Origin of the sequence: Mangrovibacillus cuniculi, from assembly GCF_015482585.1 — a bacterium.
Lineage (GTDB): Bacteria > Bacillota > Bacilli > Bacillales > R1DC41 > Mangrovibacillus > Mangrovibacillus cuniculi.
Window position 1 is genome coordinate 2,408,036 of sequence record NZ_CP049742.1, and the last position, 20,271, is coordinate 2,428,306.

A 20,271-nucleotide genomic window follows, 5' to 3' on the forward strand; every position below is an offset into this window, starting at 1 on the left:
CCATTCAATCAATCTATAAACCTCACTAAAAACGCTCAAAACCCTTATACGGCAAGGTTTCTAGCACTCAATCTAACTACAATAGTCAGTTCCCACGCATCATCCAATCAAGAAAATGCCGTAAGGCATAAAATCCCCACTAAAACAAAGCGAGGGAACCATCCCTCGCTACAAAAAAGGAACAGACTCATTATCACCAGAATCATCTTCCTCATTCTCATGACTAACATGCTCACTACAAATAACATCACCATCTACAAAACTATAAAAACCATTCTCTGGAAAAAGCACATCAAACTCCAAAAGAAAAGAAGTAAACAAAGAGTCAGAATGACTCTCGCCACTCAAATCCAAGTGATGACCATACTCAATAGCAACCTCTTCCCTATTAGCCTCACAAACATCCTCTCGTACCATCTGTATAATCCCCATTACAGAAGGAACAGCAATAGCAGCAACAATAGATAAGATAATTACGGTCACCAAAACTTCTAAAAGAGTTAAACCACTCTCATCTCTAGTATCCAATTAATCTCCTCCTAAAAAGAAGCGAAGATTCAAAAAGACCTAAACACACACAGAGCGAAGCTCTCAAAATTAAAAAAAGCACTTAACAAAAGCAGAGCGAAGCTCTAGAACCCTCAATAGAAAATCCAACCTCCAAACCCCTACCCCTTAACCTCAACCCCATCCAAAACTCTCCTCATATAATCAAGCACCTGAGAACGAAGTTCCGGCCTCTGCAAAGCAAACTCCAAAGTAGTCTCAATAAAACCAAACTTCTCCCCAACATCATAACGAGTACCCTCAAAATCATAAGCAAACACTCGCTGAATCTCATTCAACCGCTGAATAGCATCCGTTAACTGCACCTCACCACCGGCACCCAACCTCTGCTCTTCCAAAAACATAAAAATCTCAGGAGTAAGAATATAACGCCCCATAATTGCAAGATTACTAGGAGCAGTCCCAAGCTTTGGCTTCTCCACAAAATTAGCAACCTGATATCTCCTACCTACTTGACCCGAAGGGTCAACAATCCCATAACGATCAGTAACACCCTCATCAACACTCTGCACTCCAATAACAGAAGAAAGCGTACGATCATACTCATCCATCAACTGTCGAAGACAGGGAGTCTCCGCCTGAACAATATCATCACCAAGCAAAACCGCAAAAGGCTCATCCCCAATAAACTTACGCGCACACCAAACCGCATGTCCTAGACCTCTAGGCTCCTTCTGACGAATATAATGAATATCAACCTTAGCAGACTCCTGAACCTTCTCTAAAAGATCCAACTTCCCTTTCTGCAAAAGATTATCCTCCAACTCGAAAGAGTTGTCGAAATGATCCTCAATAGCACGCTTACCCTTACCAGTAACAATAATAATATCCTCAATTCCAGAAGCCACAGCCTCTTCCACTATGTACTGAATAGTAGGCTTATCAACAATAGGAAGCATCTCTTTCGGCATAGCTTTCGTAGCAGGTAAAAATCGTGTACCCAAACCAGCAGCAGGAATAATAGCCTTTCTAACCTTCTTCAAAAACTTCCCCTCCAAATCAAATATATAATAGAAGAAACTCGTAAAAAGTAATAAAAAATCAAATCTCTATGAACAAAAAAACAAACCAAAAAAGACACAATCACTGCGCCATCCGTTCTTCAACCCACAAAAAAAGGGGGGGATGATAACACATCGCAACCCCATTGCACCAAAATCTCTAAGTAACTAACCAATACCCTAGAATTCTCAAAGACTGGCTCTTCGGAAGGCCCGTAGACTCCTCGGGGATCAGTGCGAAGCTGAGATCCCGCAGGAGTAAGGAGCGAAGCGACAACGACGAGGAAGCTCAGCAAGCGCCCCCAGGAAAGCGAAGGGCCTGGAGAAGAGACAGGCTTTCTACGCCAAAATCCCAAACCAAGGTCCGAAGATCTTGGTAGTAGTAGAAGCACTTGAACTTGAACTTAAACCTTAATTCAACCCCAACTACCCGCCAACCACCAAATTCTCCCTACGATTAGCCACATTCAAAACAAACCGCCTAAGCTCCTCCACCTCAAACTCCTCAAACCGCGCCAACAAATAATGAACCTCATGCTCCTGCTCCAACACAGCCTTCCCAATAAAAATCTTCGGAAACACTGGCTCCGGATGCACTTCCTTCTCTCCTAGCAACTCCTCAAACATCTTCTCCCCAGGACGAATCCCCAAAAATTCAATGTCTATTTCCTCTTCCGTATACCCACTCAAACGAATCAAATTCCTCGCCAAATCCACAATCTTCACAGGCTCGCCCATATCCAGAACAAACACCTCGCCACCACGAGCAAGCGCGCCTGCCTGCAATACCAACCTCGAAGCCTCTGGAATCGTCATGAAATACCTCGTCATCTCTGGATGCGTCACCGTCACCGGCCCACCAGCCTGAATCTGCTTCTTAAACAGCGGCACCACACTACCACGACTACCAAGCACATTCCCAAAACGAACAGCCACAAACTTCGTCTTACTCTTCTTATCCAGTGACTGAATCACCATCTCCGCAATACGCTTCGTCGAACCCATCACATTCGTTGGATTAACCGCCTTATCCGTCGAAACTAACACAAACGTATCCACACCAAACGCATCCGCAGCCTCTGCCACATTCCTCGTCCCAAACACATTATTCTTCACAGCCTCACGAGGATTAAACTCCATCAACGGAACATGCTTATGTGCCGCAGCATGATACACCACATTCGGCCTAAACGTACTCATCACATCCATCATTCGATCATGATCCTGCACATCCGCAATCACCGGAACAATCTCTATCTGATCCCCATACGCTCGCTGCAACTCTTGATCAATCAAATAGATACTATTCTCTCCATGTCCAACCAACACCAAGCGAGTCGGCGTAAACCTACAAACCTGACGACAAATCTCTGACCCTATTGAACCTCCAGCACCCGTCACCAGTACCGTTTGTCCGCTCACATTCTTTTCAATGCTCTTAATATCCAACTCAATCGGATCACGACCTAACAGATCCTCCACCTGCACCTCGCGGAAATTGTTTATTGATACTTTCCCAGAAACAATATCTTCAATCATCGGCATAATCTGCGTTTTCGCCGTCGTCTTACTACACTGTTCGTACACCTTTTGAACCTGCTGTTTCCCCATAGAAGGAATAGCAATAATCACTCGATCAATCTCTAACTCATTCACAAGAGCAGGAATATCCTCGATACGCCCCTTCACTGGAACACCTAGGACATCCAACCTTTGCTTATTACGATCATCATCCACAAACGCAACAACCTTCATATCTGATTCATTACTTCGAAGCATCTGACGAACTAACATTGTCCCTGCAGCCCCAGCTCCAACAATCAACGCTCGCTCCTTATCCTCTTGCTTTGGTCGGTAACTATCTCGAATGACCCTCCATGAAAAACGAGATCCACCAATTAAAATCATATGTAACATCCATGTAATCACTAACACTCTTGTATACACCGTACCCATAAAAATCGCCTGAACAATTCCCGTTGCCACAATCGAATAGGAGACAGCTACGACAATTGCCAGTAGTTCATTAACACTCGCATACTCCCAAGCTCGCTGATACAAACGGTATAAAAAAGCAAAAATATGATGGCTTATTAACAATACAGCGGAACTTAAGAATAGTGTCCCTATAGGAAGGGATGAATAGTAAGGCATTAGAATGAAATACCCGATATAAATGGAAAATAACACGATTGCTGAGTCTAGAAAGATCAGCATGGAGAGTCTTTTTTGATAACTCATCTAACCCCTTCTTTTCTACTAAATTTCTTAAATATGGATATTAAATTATAAAAAAAACAAAAACTGGTGTAGTTTTAACACCCGTTACATCGCGCTCCAGGCACTTCGCGTTCCTGGGGGCGACCCGAAAAGCAGAAGGCGCGCGTTTAGCCGCGGCAGGAAACTTCGAAAGACCGAGTAGGCAGCTCTTCAGCCAACGGAGGGCTTTCGGAGTTTCCCGAGCGGTTGCGCACCTGCAGCTAGACATAGTCGTCGAGCCGCTGATCCCCGAGGAGTCTTCGTGCCTTCCGCTCCATGTAACTAAGAATGTGCAAATCTATAGTTAATTCTAAACACTAGTTTTTTAAAAATAATTTCATTGAGAACCATAACCAATAAAACAACCCTGGACTCGGCTCTTTTATTAGCTACGGGTGTTGCTTGTTTTTCTTTGCTTTATTGCTTGGTTTACTTGCTTTTGATTTACTTCTAACTTCTCAATTGGTGCATCTTGCAATATGTATCTAATTGTTTTTTGTACCGCTTTTGGAAGCGCTTTAAAATCCATACTCTTTCTCCGTTTTCATTTAAAATAAAACAGGGCATTTAACCCCACCTCACACCCTACCACCGACGACCTTTTATTAAAGGCGTCTAAGGTGAGAGATTTCTCTCACCCACAGCAGAACCGAGTGCCTCCATCGATAACGGTGAGGAGACATTACCGTATAATACATAAGACCTATTAAAATGGTATTTATGGTTATAATAATCCTTATTTATTTCACTTTTTTTCCAACATATGACGAAATAAATACGAGCAATTAGCTCGTTTAAAACATACCTAAAAACTTTCGTTGTTTAACTCTTGAAGGAATTTCTTTTTGTACATTCCGATTCGCTACTAATAACTCTGCATTTTCACTAAATAAATAATGATAATCAGCACCAAATTTTTTATCGATGGTATTCCACGCTTTTTCCCAATAGAAATTTCTACTAGAAGTGTTATGGGCATCGCTAGCAATAAAATGCGTTAAATTCGACTCTATTAGACTTTCTGAAAACCGTTGAATTTTCTTACCAAACTTACCTGCTATACTGGCGCTCGTTACTTGGGTTAACACACCGTTTTTCACTAATTTATACAATTTATCTGGATTTTCTATTAACTCCGCATTTCTTTCTGGATGAGCTATAATCGGTACAATCCCTTTTAAGCTTAAGTCATATAATAGTTGGTCCGTATAGAAGGGAACGGAAGATGAAGGAAGTTCCACTAACATGTAGTGTCCCAATTGTGTAATTGGTAATATTATTTCTTTGTCTAAATTTTCTAATAATTCTTCTCCTATGTGTACCTCTTGCCCTGGTAACACTGATACTGGAATATCATATTGTTTTAGTAATTCATTGAATATTTCTACAGCTGCTTTTACTTCAGAAGCTGTATTCCTAAACCGACTATCAAAGTGAGGAGTAGCAATGATCGTTCTTACTCCTTCTTTACTTGCTTGTCTTGCCATCTCTAAACTTTCTTGTTCATGTTTTGCCCCATCATCTATGCCAGGCAATATGTGACTATGTATATCAATCATTCCTGTTCCTCCTCTACTACAAACCCAATAAAAACCACTTTTTAAAACGTAACACCTTTTTCAGAAAAGAGGAACAGGGTTAATTTGTCGAATAATGACTAATTACCTATTACTATAATAATAGTAGTAATTCTGTTCACTTGCTTTTCGCCCATTTAAAACGGCTCCAATAATTTTTGCTTTTGCACCTTCTAACAAATCTTTGGCTTTCGCAGCTGCTTCTACCTCTGTTTGTCCACTACGAATAACTAGCACAATGCCATCACAAACGTTTCCTAAAATAGCTGCATCTGCTACAGCCAAAACTGGAGGTGTATCAAATAAAATTAAATCATAGTGTTTTTTTGCCGTTTCTAGTAACTCTTTAAATTGGTTAGATCCTAATAATTCTGCTGGATTAGGTGGAACTGGACCACTTGTTAAGACAGATAGATTCTCTACCTCTGAAGTTTGTATTGCTAAGTCTAACGTCGTTTGTTTTGTTAATACATTTGTTAAGCCAATATGATTTCCTAACTGAAATGTATAATGTACTGTGGGCTTTCTCATATCCGCATCAACTAACAGCACCTTCTTACCAGCTTGGGCAAAAACAATGGCTGTATTTGCGATGGTGGTAGATTTCCCTTCTCCCGGACCTGCCGATGTCGCTAAGATTGTTTGAAAAGGATGGTCCGCTTCCGAAAAAGTAATATTCGTTCGTAACGTACGATACTGCTCAGAGATTGGTGACTTCGGATCAATATGTGCAATAATGTTACGCTTTGTTGTAAAAATAGATTTTTTTTTCTTCTTAAACACTGATACTGCCGCCTTTCTCTTCCTTGACTTGATTCCTTCTAGAACGAGATGCTTTCTTTACTTCTTCCTGTTCAATAATCGTAATGGAACCAATAACAGGAAGTCCCAATACCCGTTCCACATCATGTTCATTTTTCACTGTGTTATCTAGATACTCTAGTAAGAACGCTAGTCCGACTCCAGCCATTAAACCAACTACGATTGCTATTGCAATATTTAAAAGTGGTTTAGGTTTTATAGGGGAAGGATTCTCTCCTACTTCTGCTTGCGCTAAGATAGTTACATTGTCTAACCCCATTAGATCATCAATCTCATCTTGAAATACTTTTGCCGTCATATTTGCAATATCTTTTGCCATATAAGGATCTGTATCTTCCACAGTCAATCTTACTAACTGTGAGTTGTTATTAGAGGATACAGACATTTGACCCATTAAAGTGTTTGCTGTTCGATCTAAATCTAAATTTGCTCTTACCATTTTTAAGATTAACGGACTTTTAATAATATCGTTATATGTATTTATAAGCTGAATATTCATCTGTATTTCACTCGTATTTAGAGCTGGGGGTTCATTGTTACCAGTTTTATTCACTAATATTTGTGCAGTAGAGGAGTATACAGGTGTTAAGAAATAAAAGCTGATAACACCACTTGTTATGGCTGCTATTAAGGTAATACTACTAATCATCCACATTCGCTTTTTTAATGTTTGAAACAATTCTTTTAAACTTATAGTCTCTTCCATATTCTCCTCCATGCTGCTATTTAATTAACCATAAACTGTATAATATCATGAAAAAACTGAAAAATTGACTAATTCCTATAATTTTTACAATTTGTTTACAGTATCCTATTATATATGACATATCTCTCATGGTCACCGGGGGTTTTTTGTCGAATCTTGACAGAATGCAACAACATGGTAAACTTACTCTACCTGGTTCCTGTTACCAATAGTGCATGCCCTAACTTTCTATAGGGAAATCCTCAAGAGGAACCTAAAGTATAGTAATTTGGAAACATGAATGGTCTTCCATTTTGAGAAAGTACCTTCCATTTAATGTGTATAAAAAAAGAGCAAGGACGGGACATCCCCTCCTTGCTCTGCTCTACTTAGAGACCACTAATAGATTTATAGTAAGATAAGATCATTTCGTCTTCCTGATAAGTTGCCTGAATTTTATAGTGTTCCCCTGATTCATCGTTAACTTCTTCTAAAATTTCCACACTCGTGTATCCCTCTGCATCCAAATGCGTTAGGATCTGTTCCTCTGTGAACTGAACATTGTTCAGTACTTTTATGTCTTCTAATTTCCAACTATCCTTATCATTAAGGAACGTTAACTTAACTTTCGCTGCCTCATAAGAGTGGTATAGTGACCCAGGCGTAAGAGCAGTGATAGAAAATTCGTCAGAAGTAGCAGTCACCGGTTTTGGTTCCATTAAAGGATTAACTAAACGATAAGATGATTCAGCACCACAATGACATAATTGACGTAAGTGTTCTTCCGTTAAATACTTAGAGTAGAAATTATCTGTTACAATTGGCATTAAGACTTCCTTTAACGGACCTACAAGCTTTTCTTTTATGGATTCATCTGTATGATAAGACCTGTTTTCTTTCTTTCTAAACGCTTCTGACACAGCAGTAACTTCCGTTTCTAAATCACTTAGTAATCTTTTCGCAATCGAGACTTGCTCGTCAAAAGAAGGAACGTTTACCTCTTTGATTTCTGATTTCTCTGCAGGCTCTACTTCCACTTCTGCTTTTTCTTCCTCCTTCGGTTCTTTCACCACTGGTTTCACCACTTGATCTGAAGTAGATTCTCCAGTTACTTCCGCTGCATTAGCAGTCGCCTCTTTTTCCTGTACTACTTTTTCTCCTTCATCTGAACAAGCACCTAGTAAAAGTGTAGTTGTAACCATCGCAAACATCATTTTTCTCATTTTTCTCGTCCTCCTACCATATGTTTCTCGTAATATACGAATTGTTACCGATAAATAACCCATAGGTTTTACCATTAAAATTACACCAGTTAATCTCGAAATAAATTTATCACATTTGTAACAAAAACGTAATATAAAAACCAAAAATAATCCATATTTCCTACATCAGTACGATTCATCTAGATAAACACTACATTCTACATGACGAATAATTATTACAAATGTTACATTACACAAGAAGTAATTACTTCAGAACCGATTGTTTAGCAAAAAAGCGTGCACCGTTATAAATCGGTGCACGCTTTTTTATTAAAACTGCTTATATCCTACAAATTTAGGTTTCCAGTAGGAGTTGTCCAAAGATGTAATGGTAATCCCAGCTGAAGAGCTAGCATGGATGAATTCATTATTCCCTAGATATATACCCATATGAGAGATACCCTTTTTATACGTATCCTTAAAAAATACTAAATCTCCTGGTTTCGGATCAGCTACTGATGTTCCTGCGCTGAAGAATCCAGCTGAATCCATTCTTGTCACATTATAACCGGACTGTGAAAGAACATAATAGATAAAGCCACTACAATCAAATCCTTTCGGTGATGTGCCACCCCAAAGATATTTTACGCCCAATTGCGCTTTTGCTATTTCTACTATATTAGAACTCACAACTGAAGAAACCTCTGCATCAGAAGATATCCGTAAAGATTGTCCTATTTTTATCACATCTGAAGATAGCTTGTTCCATTCTTTTACCTGAGCAACTGTAACATTGTATTTTCTTGCGATTTTATATAACGTATCGCCTTTTACAACCGTATGCTTCATTGCTGTAGTCTCTTTTTTCTCAATTGGAGATCCAACGACAGAAGGAATAGACACCGTTAAGACCTGTCCAATAGTTAGAGCATCCGATGATAGATTATTCCAAGATTTCAGATTGGCAACTGAAATAGTGTATTTTTGTGCAATTTTTGAAACGGAATCTCCAGCTACTACTGTATGTACAATTAATGGATCTGGAACTTGCAGAACTTGCCCAACGTATATTGTATCTTTAACAAGTCCGTTTAAATCTTTTATCGTATCTATGGTTGTATTGTATGTTTGTGAAAGGGAGTATAGTGTTTCTTTTGCTTGTACTTTATGTTCCGCTGCATCTACTTCAGAAGTAAAAACACTAGCTGCTAGTAATGTAGTAAGAGAAAATGCAAGAATCGACTTTTTCATGGTAGGTTCTCCTCATATATTCGTAGTCTACGAGTTTTATTACTACCATTATCGTACTTTTTTCACACTATTTCATCAATTTCCGTGAAGTTTTTACACGACGATAGTACTTTTAATCTATTAGAAATGCTCCTGTAATACTATAGTAACATATATACCTACAACTGGAAAAAACCTCACTAAAAAGTAAGGCCTTAACTCACTATCTCTTTTGTAGTTGTACTAGCTAATCTAGAAATAACTCCTAATCCATCCCACATTCGAACTGACTCCGCTTCCCGTTCCTTCATTTTAGGCGTACTCAGTAATACCCAAAAATTCGCAGTGGGTAAGTCACCTAATTGGTGTTTCTCAGATAAGCGATCCAGGTATGGTCTCATATTCTCTAGATTACCTGACGCATTATTGTTGCCAAAAGCATAGATTACACTCGCTTGCGGCACCCGAATAATCTTCCCTCCTGAAGATTGAACTCTCAAGAAAAAATCCCAATCCCAGTAGTTTCGTACATGTGGGTCAAAGGTTCCTAAAGAATCATGGAGAGCTCGGCGATATAAGGCACCAGATGGCACAAATGTAGAGAAGCTTCGTGAATTTGTCACCGAATACTCGTATGCAAATAAATGTCTAGACGTGGGAACTCGATACGTTGGGAAGTTCTTATAATGAACTATTTCCACGTCGCTGTATGCGAGATCCGCATGTTCTTCTTCTAGTTTACGTACCATTGTTTCCATATGGGTCGGAAGGATCCAGTCATCGTCATCGATCGTCATAATATAGGTCCCACTTGCGTGTTTAAGCGCTTCGTTTCTCGCTTTAATATGGTGCAGATTCTCTTTGGTATTGATAATCGTGACGTCTAATTCTGGATATAGCGTGACAATGTGATTAATTGATGTTCCGTTGTCGTTTACGATGGTTATATCAAAATCTTGGAATGTTTGTTGCGTTAAGCTTTCCAGTAACTCCGCCAGCTCGACTGGGCGGTTATAAGTTGGGATGATGACCGAAACATGATTGTTGGCCATTCGTTCTCCTTCTTTCTATGTTGTACTAGAAGGTCGCCCAATAGAATAGTAGGATACGGGATACCCTGCTGCTTCCTCGATTGTATAACAATTGCGGCCATCGAGAATGACCGGCGTCTTCATCTGCTCCACGTAAGTAGATAGCGGCGTATTTTTAATATCTTCCCACTCTGTTACAATCATGGCTGCGTCGGCGTTTTGGATACATTCCGTCACGGATTGGCTATATTCAATGGTGTCGCCTAGGATTGCTTGCGCTTTCTTCATTGCGATTGGGTCGTAGGCGATGATATCTGCCCCAGCTTTTTGCAATTCCTCTATTAATATAAGTGACGCTGCTTCTCTCATGTCATCTGTGTTCGGCTTAAACGCTAGGCCTAGCATGGCGATTCGTTTGCCTTGAAGAGAACCTAGAACTTCCATTGCTTTCGTGAAAAGCTTACGTTGTTGCTCATGATTAACACGGATAACAGATTCTAGAAGGTCAAAATTATGCTGCACGTCTCCCGCTAGCTGTACAAGCGCTTTTGTGTCTTTTGGGAAACAAGAACCACCGTAGCCGATGCCTGCACGGAGAAATTGGGAGCCGATGCGGGTATCCATCCCCATCCCTGCTGCCACGTCTTCCACGTTTGCCCCTAGCTTTTCGCAAAGGTTGGCAATCTCGTTGATAAAACTGATTTTGGTCGCCAAGAACGCATTAGATGCGTATTTGATCAGTTCTGCGCTTTCGATATCTGTGGAGAAGATCGGTAGTCCAAATGGGCTATACACTTCCTCCATTAGTATAGACGCAAACGGGGAGTCGGTGCCAATGACAATGCGGTCTCCTTGAAAAGTGTCTTGGACAGCGGACCCTTCTCGCAGGAATTCTGGGTTAGAGACCGTATGAATTCGTGTGTCTACTGGTGCCTGACTGATGATCCAGTCGCGGACTTTTCTATTGGTACCAACCGGGACGGTACTTTTTGTCACGATGACGGTGTCACGTCGAGTGAGATGGCGTCCAATTTGCTCGGATACCTGCTGCACATAGGTTAGGTTGGCGCTACCGTCGGGGTTTTGCGGAGTACCGACCGCGATGAAGATGACTTCCGCTTCGGCGAAAGCTTGGTGGTAGCTTGTCGTGAAGTGTAGGCGCCCTCTTTGAACATTGTCTTTCGTGAGTTCTTCCAGTCCTGGTTCATAGATGGGAGAGATGCCTTGCTGTAATGTCTCAATTTTTGCTTGGTCAATATCCACACACGTAACGTGGTGACCGATTTCCGATAAGCATACTCCTGTCACTAGTCCAACATATCCTGTTCCGATGATTGCAATGTTTTTCATGGATGACTACTCCTTTTCCGACTTCGCTAGCATGTTTTGCATGTAGATTAGTAGGTCGTTTCGTAGATCTTGACGTGTGAGCGCAAAGTCGATGGTTGCTTTAATGAAACCAAATTTGTCTCCAACGTCGTATCTTGTACCTTCAAATTCGTAGGCAATGACTTGTCTTAGTACGTTAAGTTCGTTGATGGCGTCCGTCAACTGAATTTCGCCTCCGCTTCCTGGCGTAAGGTTCGCTAGGATTGGAAAAATATCAGGCGTTAGAACATAACGACCCATAATGGCAAGGTTGGATGGCGCTTCGTGTTGAGCTGGTTTTTCGACTAGATGCGAGATTGCAGTCGCGCGTGGTGCTAGCGGTTCGTTTTTGGTTGCGACGATGCCGTATTTGGACACGTCTTCTGGTTGGACGGTTTGTACACCGATGACAGGTAGTTCTGTTTCTTCATATATATTGATGAGTTGTTTTAAACTTGGAGTATCGGCGCGGACGATGTCGTCACCGAGTAGAACGGCGAACGGCTCATTGCCGATAAACGTGCGAGCTTGTGCGACGGCGTGGCCAAGCCCAAGCGGTTCTTTTTGGCGGATATAGTGAATGTTCGCTAGGTTGGCAATGGACTGGACTTCTTCTAGCGCGTTCCACTTTCCTTTGTTTGCAAGAGCTTCTTCCAGTTCGTACGATTTATCGAAGTGATCCTCAATGGCACGTTTTCCTCGGCCAGTTACGATGATGATGTCCTCAATGCCGGATGCGACTGCTTCTTCAATGATGTACTGGATGGTAGGCTTATCCACAATCGGCAGCATTTCTTTCGGCTGTGCTTTCGTAGCGGGCAAGAAGCGAGTGCCAAGCCCCGCTGCTGGAATGATGGCTTTTTTCACTTGCATAGTTAGTGCCTCCTTTGAAATGGTGCTCCTCTTGGTTAGGCTAGCTCTTCTTTCATTGTAATACGAATTTTTGGTTTTATTTCTTAATGTTTTGTAAATGTTTTGTGTTGTGGTTTGGGGGGGCGGCTTAAGCGCTTTTGTACATGGAATGGCGCTTCTTCCTCTCCGGCTTTGGCGCTTTGTACCGGGAAGGAGGGCCTTTCTTCCGCGGCTTAAGCGCTTTTGTACATGGAAAGGGACTTCATCCTCTGCGGCTTTGGCGCTTTGTACCGAGAAGGAGGGTCTTTCTTCCGCGGCTTAAGCGCTTTTGTACATGGGAAGGGACTTCTTCCTCTGTGGCTTTGGCGCTTTGTACCAGGATGGAGGGCCTTTCTTCTGCGGCTTAAGCGCTTTTGTACATGGGAAGGCGCTTCTTCCTCTTTGGCTTTGGCGCTTTGTACCAGGAAGGAGGGTCTTTCTTCTGCGGCTTAAGCGCTTTTGTACATGGGAAGGCGCTTCTTCCTCTGCGGCTTTGGCGCTTTGTACCGGGAAGGAAGGCCTTTCTTCCGCGGCTTAAGCGCTTTTGTACATGGGAAGGCGCTTCTTCCTCTGCGGCTTTGGCGCTTTGTACCGGGAAGGAGGGCCTTTCTTCCGTGGCTTAAGCGCTTTTGTACATGGGAAGGCGCTTCTTCCTCTGCGGCTTTGGCGCTTTGTACCGGGAAGGAGGGCCTTTCTTCCGTGGCTTAAGCGCTCTTGTACTCAAGAAGTGGTTTTTCCATCTGCGGCTTAAGCGCTTAAGCCGCCATACAGTACACTGAACAACCCCCATCCCCTAAAAACTCGCCATACTCCGCTCGCTACTCACCGTAAAGGAGCTCATAATCATGTTCAGTAGTTGTTCAGGGACCCTCGAATTAGCGTGTTTCATTGGCTTTAGTTCTATTTTTCGAGAATGCATGTTGATTGATAGGATAAGTTGGTAGAATTCAAAGTTGTATTCAATATCTAGCATGATATAGGCGGATTCGTTGATGTGGATTTCGTAGAGTGAATCGTTGATGAAGTCTAGTGGTTTCAAGTGATGGATGGCACTGGTTGGCTGAAGGCATAGGTCGTTTTCTGTCTTGAATCCGAAGAAGGATAGCTTGTGGGATTGTCTGGTTGGCTGTTCATTTAGGTGAATGATAGATTTCACTTTAATTAAAACGCTTGATTGTCGCATAGGTACCTCCGCTTCTACTTTTTATACAATGATAGTTTATCAGAAAGTTTTTTAAATTTTTTGTAAAAATTTCAAGTTTTGATAGCGTATTGTCATCAATTTTTGTACACTTATGGAAAATACTAGAATAGAGGCGAACGGTGTGACCGTACATGAAAAATTGTTTATGTATCGTGTAAAGAAGTTGAAGATGTCTCAGCGAAGAGTTGCTCAAATGTTACATGTGTCCCAAGCGACATTATCCAATTATGAGAGTGGTAAGAGGCAATTAACGTTAGACATTTTGGTCCATATTCGTAAAACGTATAACATGTCGCCTGATGAGTTCAAAGATTTGTTTGATGATATTTGAATACGAATTAAAGTATTCAAAATGGGCATAAGCCGCTCCCTTATCCGCTTTTTCGATAGATTAAAACTATCAAAGGATGCGGTGAAGGTGATGGGATATGTTATTCCGAGAGTTTATTGTGAAGTATCGAGAAGAGGTATTAGGCTTGTCCATGACAGATGCAGCAAAGCGCTTAAGTTTGTCGAAGCAGGCTTTAAATAATTATGAAAAAGGGACCAGAGACATTCCCTTTGATATTGCCATACATATCAAGAATCTATATTCTATCCCCTTGGATGAATTTATGAAGTTTGTAGAAGGAGACAACCCGTTGGCATCCTCCACTAGAACGTTAGAGTTACATGACCGACAAGTCGAGTCAGAGTTCGAAGAGGCAGTAAACCTGCTTGCTGAATTCCCTGAGCTACGTCGCTATTTAGTAGATCTAGCTCTAAAAGATGCAAAGATTAGAGAGAAGAAAGTTGGATCTATGTTAACTATTCTCAAAGAATTGGATAGGTATCGGGGATAACTAAATTTTCAGCAATGGTTTCCAACATTTATATTGCTGCAAATTCTTCAACTTACACTAATACATTTCCAGGGATTGGAGCGGAAGGGGGGCGACTCCTGCGGGAATTGGCGGTTCGTCGAGACCCCACAGGAGCGTTCTTCAGCGACGAGGAGGCTCGACGACCGCCCCGCGGAAAGCGTCCCCCCTGGAGCGGAAATCCCTCAGCAGTCATTATGGGTTTTATTCAAACATAAAAATAGGTGTAAGGGAAACCGCTCCCCTACACCTATTTGCGTTTTAATTCTCTTGATACACTTGATGTAATTCTTGGCTTAACCAGTTCATCATTTTTTCCACATTCATCTCTTCACTTTCCCCGTTTTTCAACGCTTCGTGAAGAAGTTGTTGCAATTTCTCTAATGACATGACTTGGCGTTTCTCCTCTCTCGTATTCCTATACGAATCTTATAGTTTCGCAGATGATCGAGATTTATTTTTTTGTTTCATCACAGTATATACCCGTTTTCCAAAAAGGTAAATCAAAACGAAGAAAATATACCCTAAGAGTCCTGCTACCGCATCTTCTTTTTCCATATCTCCTCTAGCTGTGATTCGTTGGACCATTTCGACCACGACGACGAACCAGGCGAAATTGGTAAAAATGAAAAAGAACGATAACCACGTAACCCGGGAATCTGCACGACGTAACCATGATTGCATCCATTGGTTTACTACTACCCAAATAACTAGCCCTCCGATTCCGAAAACCATGAAATGAAGAAAGTCATCTTGAACCGGCAAACCGTTACTTCGCAAAAAGTGTAAAATGGCGTCATGTGTATCGTTGATTACTCGGCTAAATATCGAGAACAAAAGTTCCACAGTGTTGCTCCCCTCGAACCTTATCACTTTTTCAAATATATGTATATAGTATCACAACCCACGTGAAATTGGTCACAACTTTGAATAAAATGTAAGATTTTATCATATTTTTAGATCGTTTGTTATATACACAACGTTATGTCATTGTTGCCAATTATGTATATGTTAAACATGTATCTAAAAATACAACTAGAGCTGCAAGGAAGTTAGTTATCCCCACAGCTCTAGGTTATCTTTCCTGAAATTAATCTCTTCCAACATCGTTCTTCCTTTACTCTTTCTAACTTCCACACTTCAGCTTCTTCCATAGTGATGGGTTCTAGAATGACTTCTTTCCCAGGAAGCTGTTGTGCGAACATGGAAAGGTCCAGAATCCTGCCCAATAGTGGATATCCGCCTGTCGTCTGACAATCTGGCATTAAGGCTATTCCACTTTGTCCACTAGGAAGTTGGACATCTCCTGGTTGGACTGGTATAGACCAGATTGAAGTTGGATTAGGCATTGGCTCTACCCACTCTAAACGGTAGCCCATTCGACTAATGTCTATGATTTTTGCTTTATTCGACAGATTATTTCCCCGGAAAAGAAATGGAATTCGAATATTGTCGTATGTTGGTGGTTTGTGAATTCCGAAATTCGTAGGAATTGGTTTAGGGCGATACGATACATGGAGGTCCGTTTCTTTCGTTATCTTTTCTACTTTCTCAAAGCCGCTTTGTACAGCCAGATAGGTGTACAAGTTTTTACCTAGAGAATAAATACTAACGACCTCACCACGACAGACTTTGAGCGGTCGCCACATCCCTTGTTCAACTCCTTGGATAAGAACGCGAGAAGCTGCTCCGGTCAAAGATATGTATGTATCCTCTAGACATACGAGCCGTACTTGCGCGAAGGTCATTTCTAGCGCGTAGCAATCCTCCTCATTACCCACTAGCCAGTTTGCGAGCTTCAAAGCTAATGGATCCATAGCTCCTGAAGTAGAAATTCCTTTGGAAGCTTCTTTTATGTTTCCAGTACTTTGCAACGAAGAAATCACACCTGGTTTGATTAATTGAAAGACAGCAGTCTTCATGTGATATTCCTAAATGCGTAGCCTTTTTCAGCTAATAGGTTTCTTACCATATGTATTTTTTCTAGCGCACCAGGGTGATCACTGTGAAAGCAAATGGTTTCGATTCCTTTTTCTCTTACAAGGAAATCTATTTGCTGTACCATTTCAACCGGGTCGTCTAGGGTAGCGTTGAGCTCTGACCTAGGTACAATGTTGGCGTTTGCATCATATCGGCGGTCTGCAAAACCTTCTTTTACTACTCGTACCCCTTTTTCCCTCGCAACTTTCTCTAGGACAGTACCACCAATAGTGTAGATGAATAATGGTCGTTTAGTTGCTTGGATTGCTTTCATAAAGGCGTTTGCTGCTTCACTAGAAGAGTTTACATGGTGATAAAGAGCCCCGTGCGCTTTAATGTGTGATAATGGAACTTCTTGAGCATCCGCATTTTGTCCGATTGCTCCCAGTTGATAAAGCGTCATGGAATAGATCTCTTCTGCTGTAAACTCCATCGGCTTTCTCCCAAACCCATAGCGATCTGGGTACCCTGGATGTGCTCCGATGGCTACACCATGTTTCTTTGCTAGAGCTATGCTACTAGGGATCGTCATGAAATCACCTGCATGAAATCCACATGCAATATTCGCTGAGGTAATGAAGGGGTACATCTCTGATTCATTAGCTTGTAAATAAGATCCGTACCCTTCCCCAATATCCGCATTAATATCTATGTAAATAGTCAACGTCTCTGCTCCCTTCTAGCTGGTTGGTACAAATTGAACCCAGTCACCTGGTCTAACGAAAGGTTCGTTGGACGGCCCCATCATTTTAACGTCGGTTTTACCAATGACATGCCAGCCTCCTGGTGATTCTACAGGATATACACCTGTTTGCTCTCCACCAATTGCAATAGACCCTGCCGTTACTTGATTTCTCGGCACGGATCGTCTCGGTGTATGGATTCTTGCATCTAGGCCTCCTAGGTATGGGAATCCAGGAAGAAATCCTAAGAAATACACAAAATAAAGTGGTTCTGAGTGAATTTGAATGACTTCTTTTGTCGTAAGTCCACAGCGGTCAGCCACAACGGTCAAATCGGGACCACACTCCCCACCATAGGAAACGGGGATTTGTTTAATCCGTTCATTCATTGGAATCATTTCAGTTCGGTCAAACTCGAGCACCGATAGTATAGAAGAGATGTACTCTTTCATTACTTTATTCCCTATTTGAAAATGGTTAAAACGAACACTCATTGCAAAGTATGTATAGACCGTGTGTAGACGGAATCCTTGTTCTTTAGACCAGTTGCTCAGACGCGACTCTAACTGCTCAAAGTAACGCTGGATGCGGGGGTCGATTGTTTTTATGGGGAATTCAATCCACAGCTCACCGGGTGCGACTTCTGAAAGAATAGGTTTACGTTTCTTCATTATATATCTAGACAACCTATCGCTAATTTAATCGCTTCAATTAAATCTTTTTGAGACCAGCTTGGTGTTTGTTTGCCATATTGGATGGACGCTTCGTGCGAAAATGGTATATGGATAAACCCAGTTGGGACTTCGCGATCCATAAATTCTCGTTGATGAAGGATGGCTTCGTACATGACGTGATTGCAAAGGTACGTCCCAGCTGTGTTGGAGATGGATGCTGGATATCCATTAGCTTGAAGCGTATCGACGATCTCTCTAATTGGTAAAGTAGAAAATAATCCATCTGGGCCATTTGGTCTAATTGGACGATCAACTGGCATACGACCATGGTTATCTGGTTCTTTCCCTGCATCGTTAATGTTGATAGCGATTCTTTCCGGTGTAATATGAGAACGACCCGCTGCCAACCCAAGCATGATGATGGCGTCTGGTTGTTCTTCTTCCATCCAACGGTGAAGGATACCACTCGCTTCCTCAAAGTCGACTGGCAGAACCAGTCCAACGATGGAGATACCGCCAATTTCGTCTTCGTCTAGTTCTTGTACAATTTTTTCGGTAGGATTGACCGGGAATTGTAGAAATGGTTCGAATCCTGTTAGTAGTAGTTTTGGCATAAGAGACCTCTCCCTTCTTTCTTCCTTTATTCTAGAAAAGTTTGTTGGTCCCTTTAAATAATATCAAAAAATTCAGATAACCTGTCAAACTTTGTCTGACAGGTTGGTTCTTAGTTAATGATAAACTCCGCTTCTAACGTAAAATCTTTCTCTGGCGCATTTTCCACACCGAATTTTTTCACTAATTTATATTTGCCAGCTTTCAGCGATGGTTCCTGCAGTGTCGTAACCTCCACAAAATCTTTACCAGGTGGCATCATATACACAATGGCTGTGAATGCGTCATATGGTGATACATCAACCCACTCGCCGTTCTGTTCTTGGAAAATGGAGAAATCGGATCCATACATTAGTGTGGTTAACCCTTCGTTTTTAACCAGGAATCGAATTTCTTCTCCTACATTGATTTTTGTTGTGCTAGGTTTAATGGAAGCTACGGGTTGCTTGGATGATGTGAAGAGTAAGAAATATTGTTTGCCTTTTTCAGCACTAATCTCCAGAGAATAGACCTTCGCGTCTCCTTCTGGAATGCTTACTGCTGTTGAATTTTGTAGTGTTTGAATAGCTTCTGCCTTTATTTCTTTCTCCGTTACTTCATATAGAGAACTAGTAAAATCTTTTACTTCATCTTTCATTGATAGTTCCATGAATCGTTCTTTAGGTATGACTTCCATCGGCTTTGTCGGACTGGCGTTCCCCATCATATCTTCCTTGTAAAGGATAGTTTGCGAGCCCCATTTTGCGTTCATTACATCTAGATATGGCTGTATAGTTGGTGCACTTTCCTCCCCAATAGTAGCTACCACTTCTTTTATTGGTTCTGCTTGGCTATTGTGTTTGACTTCCTTCGTTCCACAACCACTGAAGATCAGGACGCAAAAACTCACTATTATTCCTGTGTATATACGTTTTCTCATCTTATCCCTCTTTTCATCAAACGTATTCTTATCATAGTAGACGAAAATGTAATGGTAAAGTCGCACGAATATGTAAACATTATAATTTTCTGAATAATACATTTACATTTTTCTACCAATCTGTCATTTATTTTCAATTAATTTCCTGCTAGAATAGTAGTAAGGTTTATTAAAGGGGTTATCGTATGGTTTGTATTCATGAAGCATTTGAGATGAGACGACAAAAATTATTGTCTTTTGGGGAGTATAACTTACACAATTTGTCCTCAGAAGAGATTGTAGAATTGAGTCAACAAGTGGATCATTTTATCACCTTATTTCAACATAATAAATGCGACGAATTAACGATAGAATGGTCAGAAGATCCAGACTCGCTTGTTCTTTATTTAAAGGGAGAACTAAGCGATAAATCTATCTGCTCTCTTTCTTTCGTGTATGAAATGTTGTTGCCTATTTTTCATTTAAAAAAACAAGTAATTGTTTGCGCCCATTCTTTAACATATATTGATTCTTTAGGGGTACAAGCGTTGATTAACTTAGCCAACTCATGTCTAGAACATGAAACGCGATTGGAGTTTCATCTTTTCCCTAACTACATGCACAATGTCCTAAAGATGATTGGTTTTTATGGGGCTATTGAAGAAAATCTAACAAAAAATGATTCCTATATACATTGATAAGAGAGCACTCAAGAGAGTTGCTCTCT

Annotated in this window: 23 protein-coding genes; 3 read left to right on the top strand and 20 right to left on the bottom strand. The window is 41.2% G+C overall.

Annotation, left to right across the window (positions count from 1 at the left end):
- Positions 1 to 168: 168 nt before the first annotated feature.
- The 13 genes from G8O30_RS12200 to G8O30_RS12260 all read right to left on the bottom strand — a co-directional run bounded on the left by G8O30_RS12200 (position 169) and on the right by G8O30_RS12260 (position 13,816).
- On the bottom strand, positions 169 to 528 hold the full coding sequence (locus G8O30_RS12200) for a type II secretion system protein (RefSeq protein WP_239672332.1): 360 nt from the start codon (positions 526 to 528) through the stop codon (positions 169 to 171).
- A 140-nt stretch (positions 529 to 668) separates the two neighbouring features.
- Positions 669 to 1,550 carry a UTP--glucose-1-phosphate uridylyltransferase GalU gene (galU, locus tag G8O30_RS12205; RefSeq protein ID WP_239672333.1) on the bottom strand — a complete coding sequence of 294 codons (882 nt, stop codon included), beginning with the start codon at positions 1,548 to 1,550 and terminating at the stop codon, positions 669 to 671.
- 444 nt (positions 1,551 to 1,994) lie between these two features.
- Positions 1,995 to 3,809 (bottom strand): polysaccharide biosynthesis protein, encoded by a 1,815-nt coding sequence (locus tag G8O30_RS12210; RefSeq protein WP_239672334.1) that lies wholly within the window; start codon positions 3,807 to 3,809, stop codon positions 1,995 to 1,997.
- Between the two features lie 403 nt (positions 3,810 to 4,212).
- A complete protein-coding gene (locus G8O30_RS12215) occupies positions 4,213 to 4,356 on the bottom strand; it encodes a hypothetical protein (RefSeq protein ID WP_239672335.1) in 144 nt (47 codons plus the stop codon).
- A 265-nt stretch (positions 4,357 to 4,621) separates the two neighbouring features.
- Positions 4,622 to 5,386, bottom strand: a complete 765-nt coding sequence (locus tag G8O30_RS12220) for a tyrosine-protein phosphatase (protein WP_239672336.1) — start codon at positions 5,384 to 5,386, stop codon at positions 4,622 to 4,624.
- A gap of 102 nt (positions 5,387 to 5,488) precedes the next feature.
- Positions 5,489 to 6,187, bottom strand: coding sequence for a CpsD/CapB family tyrosine-protein kinase (locus G8O30_RS12225; RefSeq protein WP_239672337.1), 699 nt, complete (start codon positions 6,185 to 6,187; stop codon positions 5,489 to 5,491).
- A complete protein-coding gene (locus G8O30_RS12230) occupies positions 6,180 to 6,932 on the bottom strand; it encodes a YveK family protein (RefSeq protein WP_239672338.1) in 753 nt (250 codons plus the stop codon). Before G8O30_RS12230 ends, G8O30_RS12225 begins: the two co-directional genes overlap by 8 nt.
- A gap of 368 nt (positions 6,933 to 7,300) precedes the next feature.
- Positions 7,301 to 8,134 carry a hypothetical protein gene (locus G8O30_RS12235; RefSeq protein ID WP_239672339.1) on the bottom strand — a complete coding sequence of 278 codons (834 nt, stop codon included), beginning with the start codon at positions 8,132 to 8,134 and terminating at the stop codon, positions 7,301 to 7,303.
- Between the two features lie 309 nt (positions 8,135 to 8,443).
- The gene (locus tag G8O30_RS12240) at positions 8,444 to 9,364 is read right to left on the bottom strand and encodes a C40 family peptidase (protein ID WP_239672340.1); all 921 of its coding nucleotides are present in this window, start codon (positions 9,362 to 9,364) and stop codon (positions 8,444 to 8,446) included.
- Between the two features lie 194 nt (positions 9,365 to 9,558).
- A complete protein-coding gene (locus tag G8O30_RS12245; RefSeq protein WP_239672341.1) occupies positions 9,559 to 10,395 on the bottom strand; it encodes a glycosyltransferase family 2 protein in 837 nt (278 codons plus the stop codon).
- 15 nt (positions 10,396 to 10,410) lie between these two features.
- Entirely contained in the window at positions 10,411 to 11,724 is a 1,314-nt protein-coding gene (locus G8O30_RS12250; RefSeq protein WP_239672342.1) for a UDP-glucose dehydrogenase family protein, read from the bottom strand.
- 6 nt (positions 11,725 to 11,730) lie between these two features.
- Positions 11,731 to 12,615 (bottom strand): UTP--glucose-1-phosphate uridylyltransferase GalU, encoded by an 885-nt coding sequence (gene galU, locus G8O30_RS12255; RefSeq protein WP_239672343.1) that lies wholly within the window; start codon positions 12,613 to 12,615, stop codon positions 11,731 to 11,733.
- A gap of 811 nt (positions 12,616 to 13,426) precedes the next feature.
- The gene (locus G8O30_RS12260) at positions 13,427 to 13,816 is read right to left on the bottom strand and encodes a hypothetical protein (protein WP_239672344.1); all 390 of its coding nucleotides are present in this window, start codon (positions 13,814 to 13,816) and stop codon (positions 13,427 to 13,429) included.
- A gap of 142 nt (positions 13,817 to 13,958) precedes the next feature.
- Between G8O30_RS12260 and G8O30_RS12265 the strand changes: the two genes are divergently transcribed.
- Positions 13,959 to 14,168 (top strand): helix-turn-helix domain-containing protein, encoded by a 210-nt coding sequence (locus G8O30_RS12265; RefSeq protein WP_239672345.1) that lies wholly within the window; start codon positions 13,959 to 13,961, stop codon positions 14,166 to 14,168.
- A 97-nt stretch (positions 14,169 to 14,265) separates the two neighbouring features.
- On the top strand, positions 14,266 to 14,679 hold the full coding sequence (locus G8O30_RS12270) for a helix-turn-helix domain-containing protein (protein ID WP_239672346.1): 414 nt from the start codon (positions 14,266 to 14,268) through the stop codon (positions 14,677 to 14,679).
- A gap of 279 nt (positions 14,680 to 14,958) precedes the next feature.
- On the opposite strand, the gene G8O30_RS16145 is transcribed toward G8O30_RS12270, so the two are convergent.
- From G8O30_RS16145 to G8O30_RS12300, 7 genes are all read right to left on the bottom strand, one after another.
- Positions 14,959 to 15,087 carry a YwzD family small protein gene (locus G8O30_RS16145; protein WP_275576489.1) on the bottom strand — a complete coding sequence of 43 codons (129 nt, stop codon included), beginning with the start codon at positions 15,085 to 15,087 and terminating at the stop codon, positions 14,959 to 14,961.
- Positions 15,088 to 15,126: 39 nt separating this feature from the next.
- Positions 15,127 to 15,543 carry a hypothetical protein gene (locus G8O30_RS12275; protein ID WP_239672347.1) on the bottom strand — a complete coding sequence of 139 codons (417 nt, stop codon included), beginning with the start codon at positions 15,541 to 15,543 and terminating at the stop codon, positions 15,127 to 15,129.
- Positions 15,544 to 15,767: 224 nt separating this feature from the next.
- Positions 15,768 to 16,619 (bottom strand): 5-oxoprolinase subunit C family protein, encoded by an 852-nt coding sequence (locus tag G8O30_RS12280; protein ID WP_239672348.1) that lies wholly within the window; start codon positions 16,617 to 16,619, stop codon positions 15,768 to 15,770.
- Positions 16,616 to 17,341 (bottom strand): 5-oxoprolinase subunit PxpA, encoded by a 726-nt coding sequence (locus G8O30_RS12285; RefSeq protein WP_239672349.1) that lies wholly within the window; start codon positions 17,339 to 17,341, stop codon positions 16,616 to 16,618. The genes G8O30_RS12280 and G8O30_RS12285 overlap by 4 nt, the downstream gene beginning before the upstream one ends.
- Before the next feature lie 15 nt (positions 17,342 to 17,356).
- Positions 17,357 to 18,031, bottom strand: coding sequence for a 5-oxoprolinase subunit PxpB (pxpB, locus tag G8O30_RS12290; RefSeq protein WP_239672350.1), 675 nt, complete (start codon positions 18,029 to 18,031; stop codon positions 17,357 to 17,359).
- Positions 18,031 to 18,648: a pyroglutamyl-peptidase I gene (gene pcp / locus G8O30_RS12295; RefSeq protein WP_239672351.1), complete on the bottom strand. Its 618-nt coding sequence runs from the start codon at positions 18,646 to 18,648 to the stop codon at positions 18,031 to 18,033. The genes pxpB and pcp overlap by 1 nt, the downstream gene beginning before the upstream one ends.
- 110 nt (positions 18,649 to 18,758) lie before the next feature.
- Positions 18,759 to 19,565: an immunoglobulin-like domain-containing protein gene (locus G8O30_RS12300; RefSeq protein ID WP_239672352.1), complete on the bottom strand. Its 807-nt coding sequence runs from the start codon at positions 19,563 to 19,565 to the stop codon at positions 18,759 to 18,761.
- Between the two features lie 185 nt (positions 19,566 to 19,750).
- On the opposite strand from G8O30_RS12300, the gene G8O30_RS12305 reads away from it, so the two are divergent.
- Positions 19,751 to 20,242, top strand: coding sequence for a Spo0E family sporulation regulatory protein-aspartic acid phosphatase (locus G8O30_RS12305; protein WP_239672353.1), 492 nt, complete (start codon positions 19,751 to 19,753; stop codon positions 20,240 to 20,242).
- Positions 20,243 to 20,271: the final 29 nt, after the last annotated feature.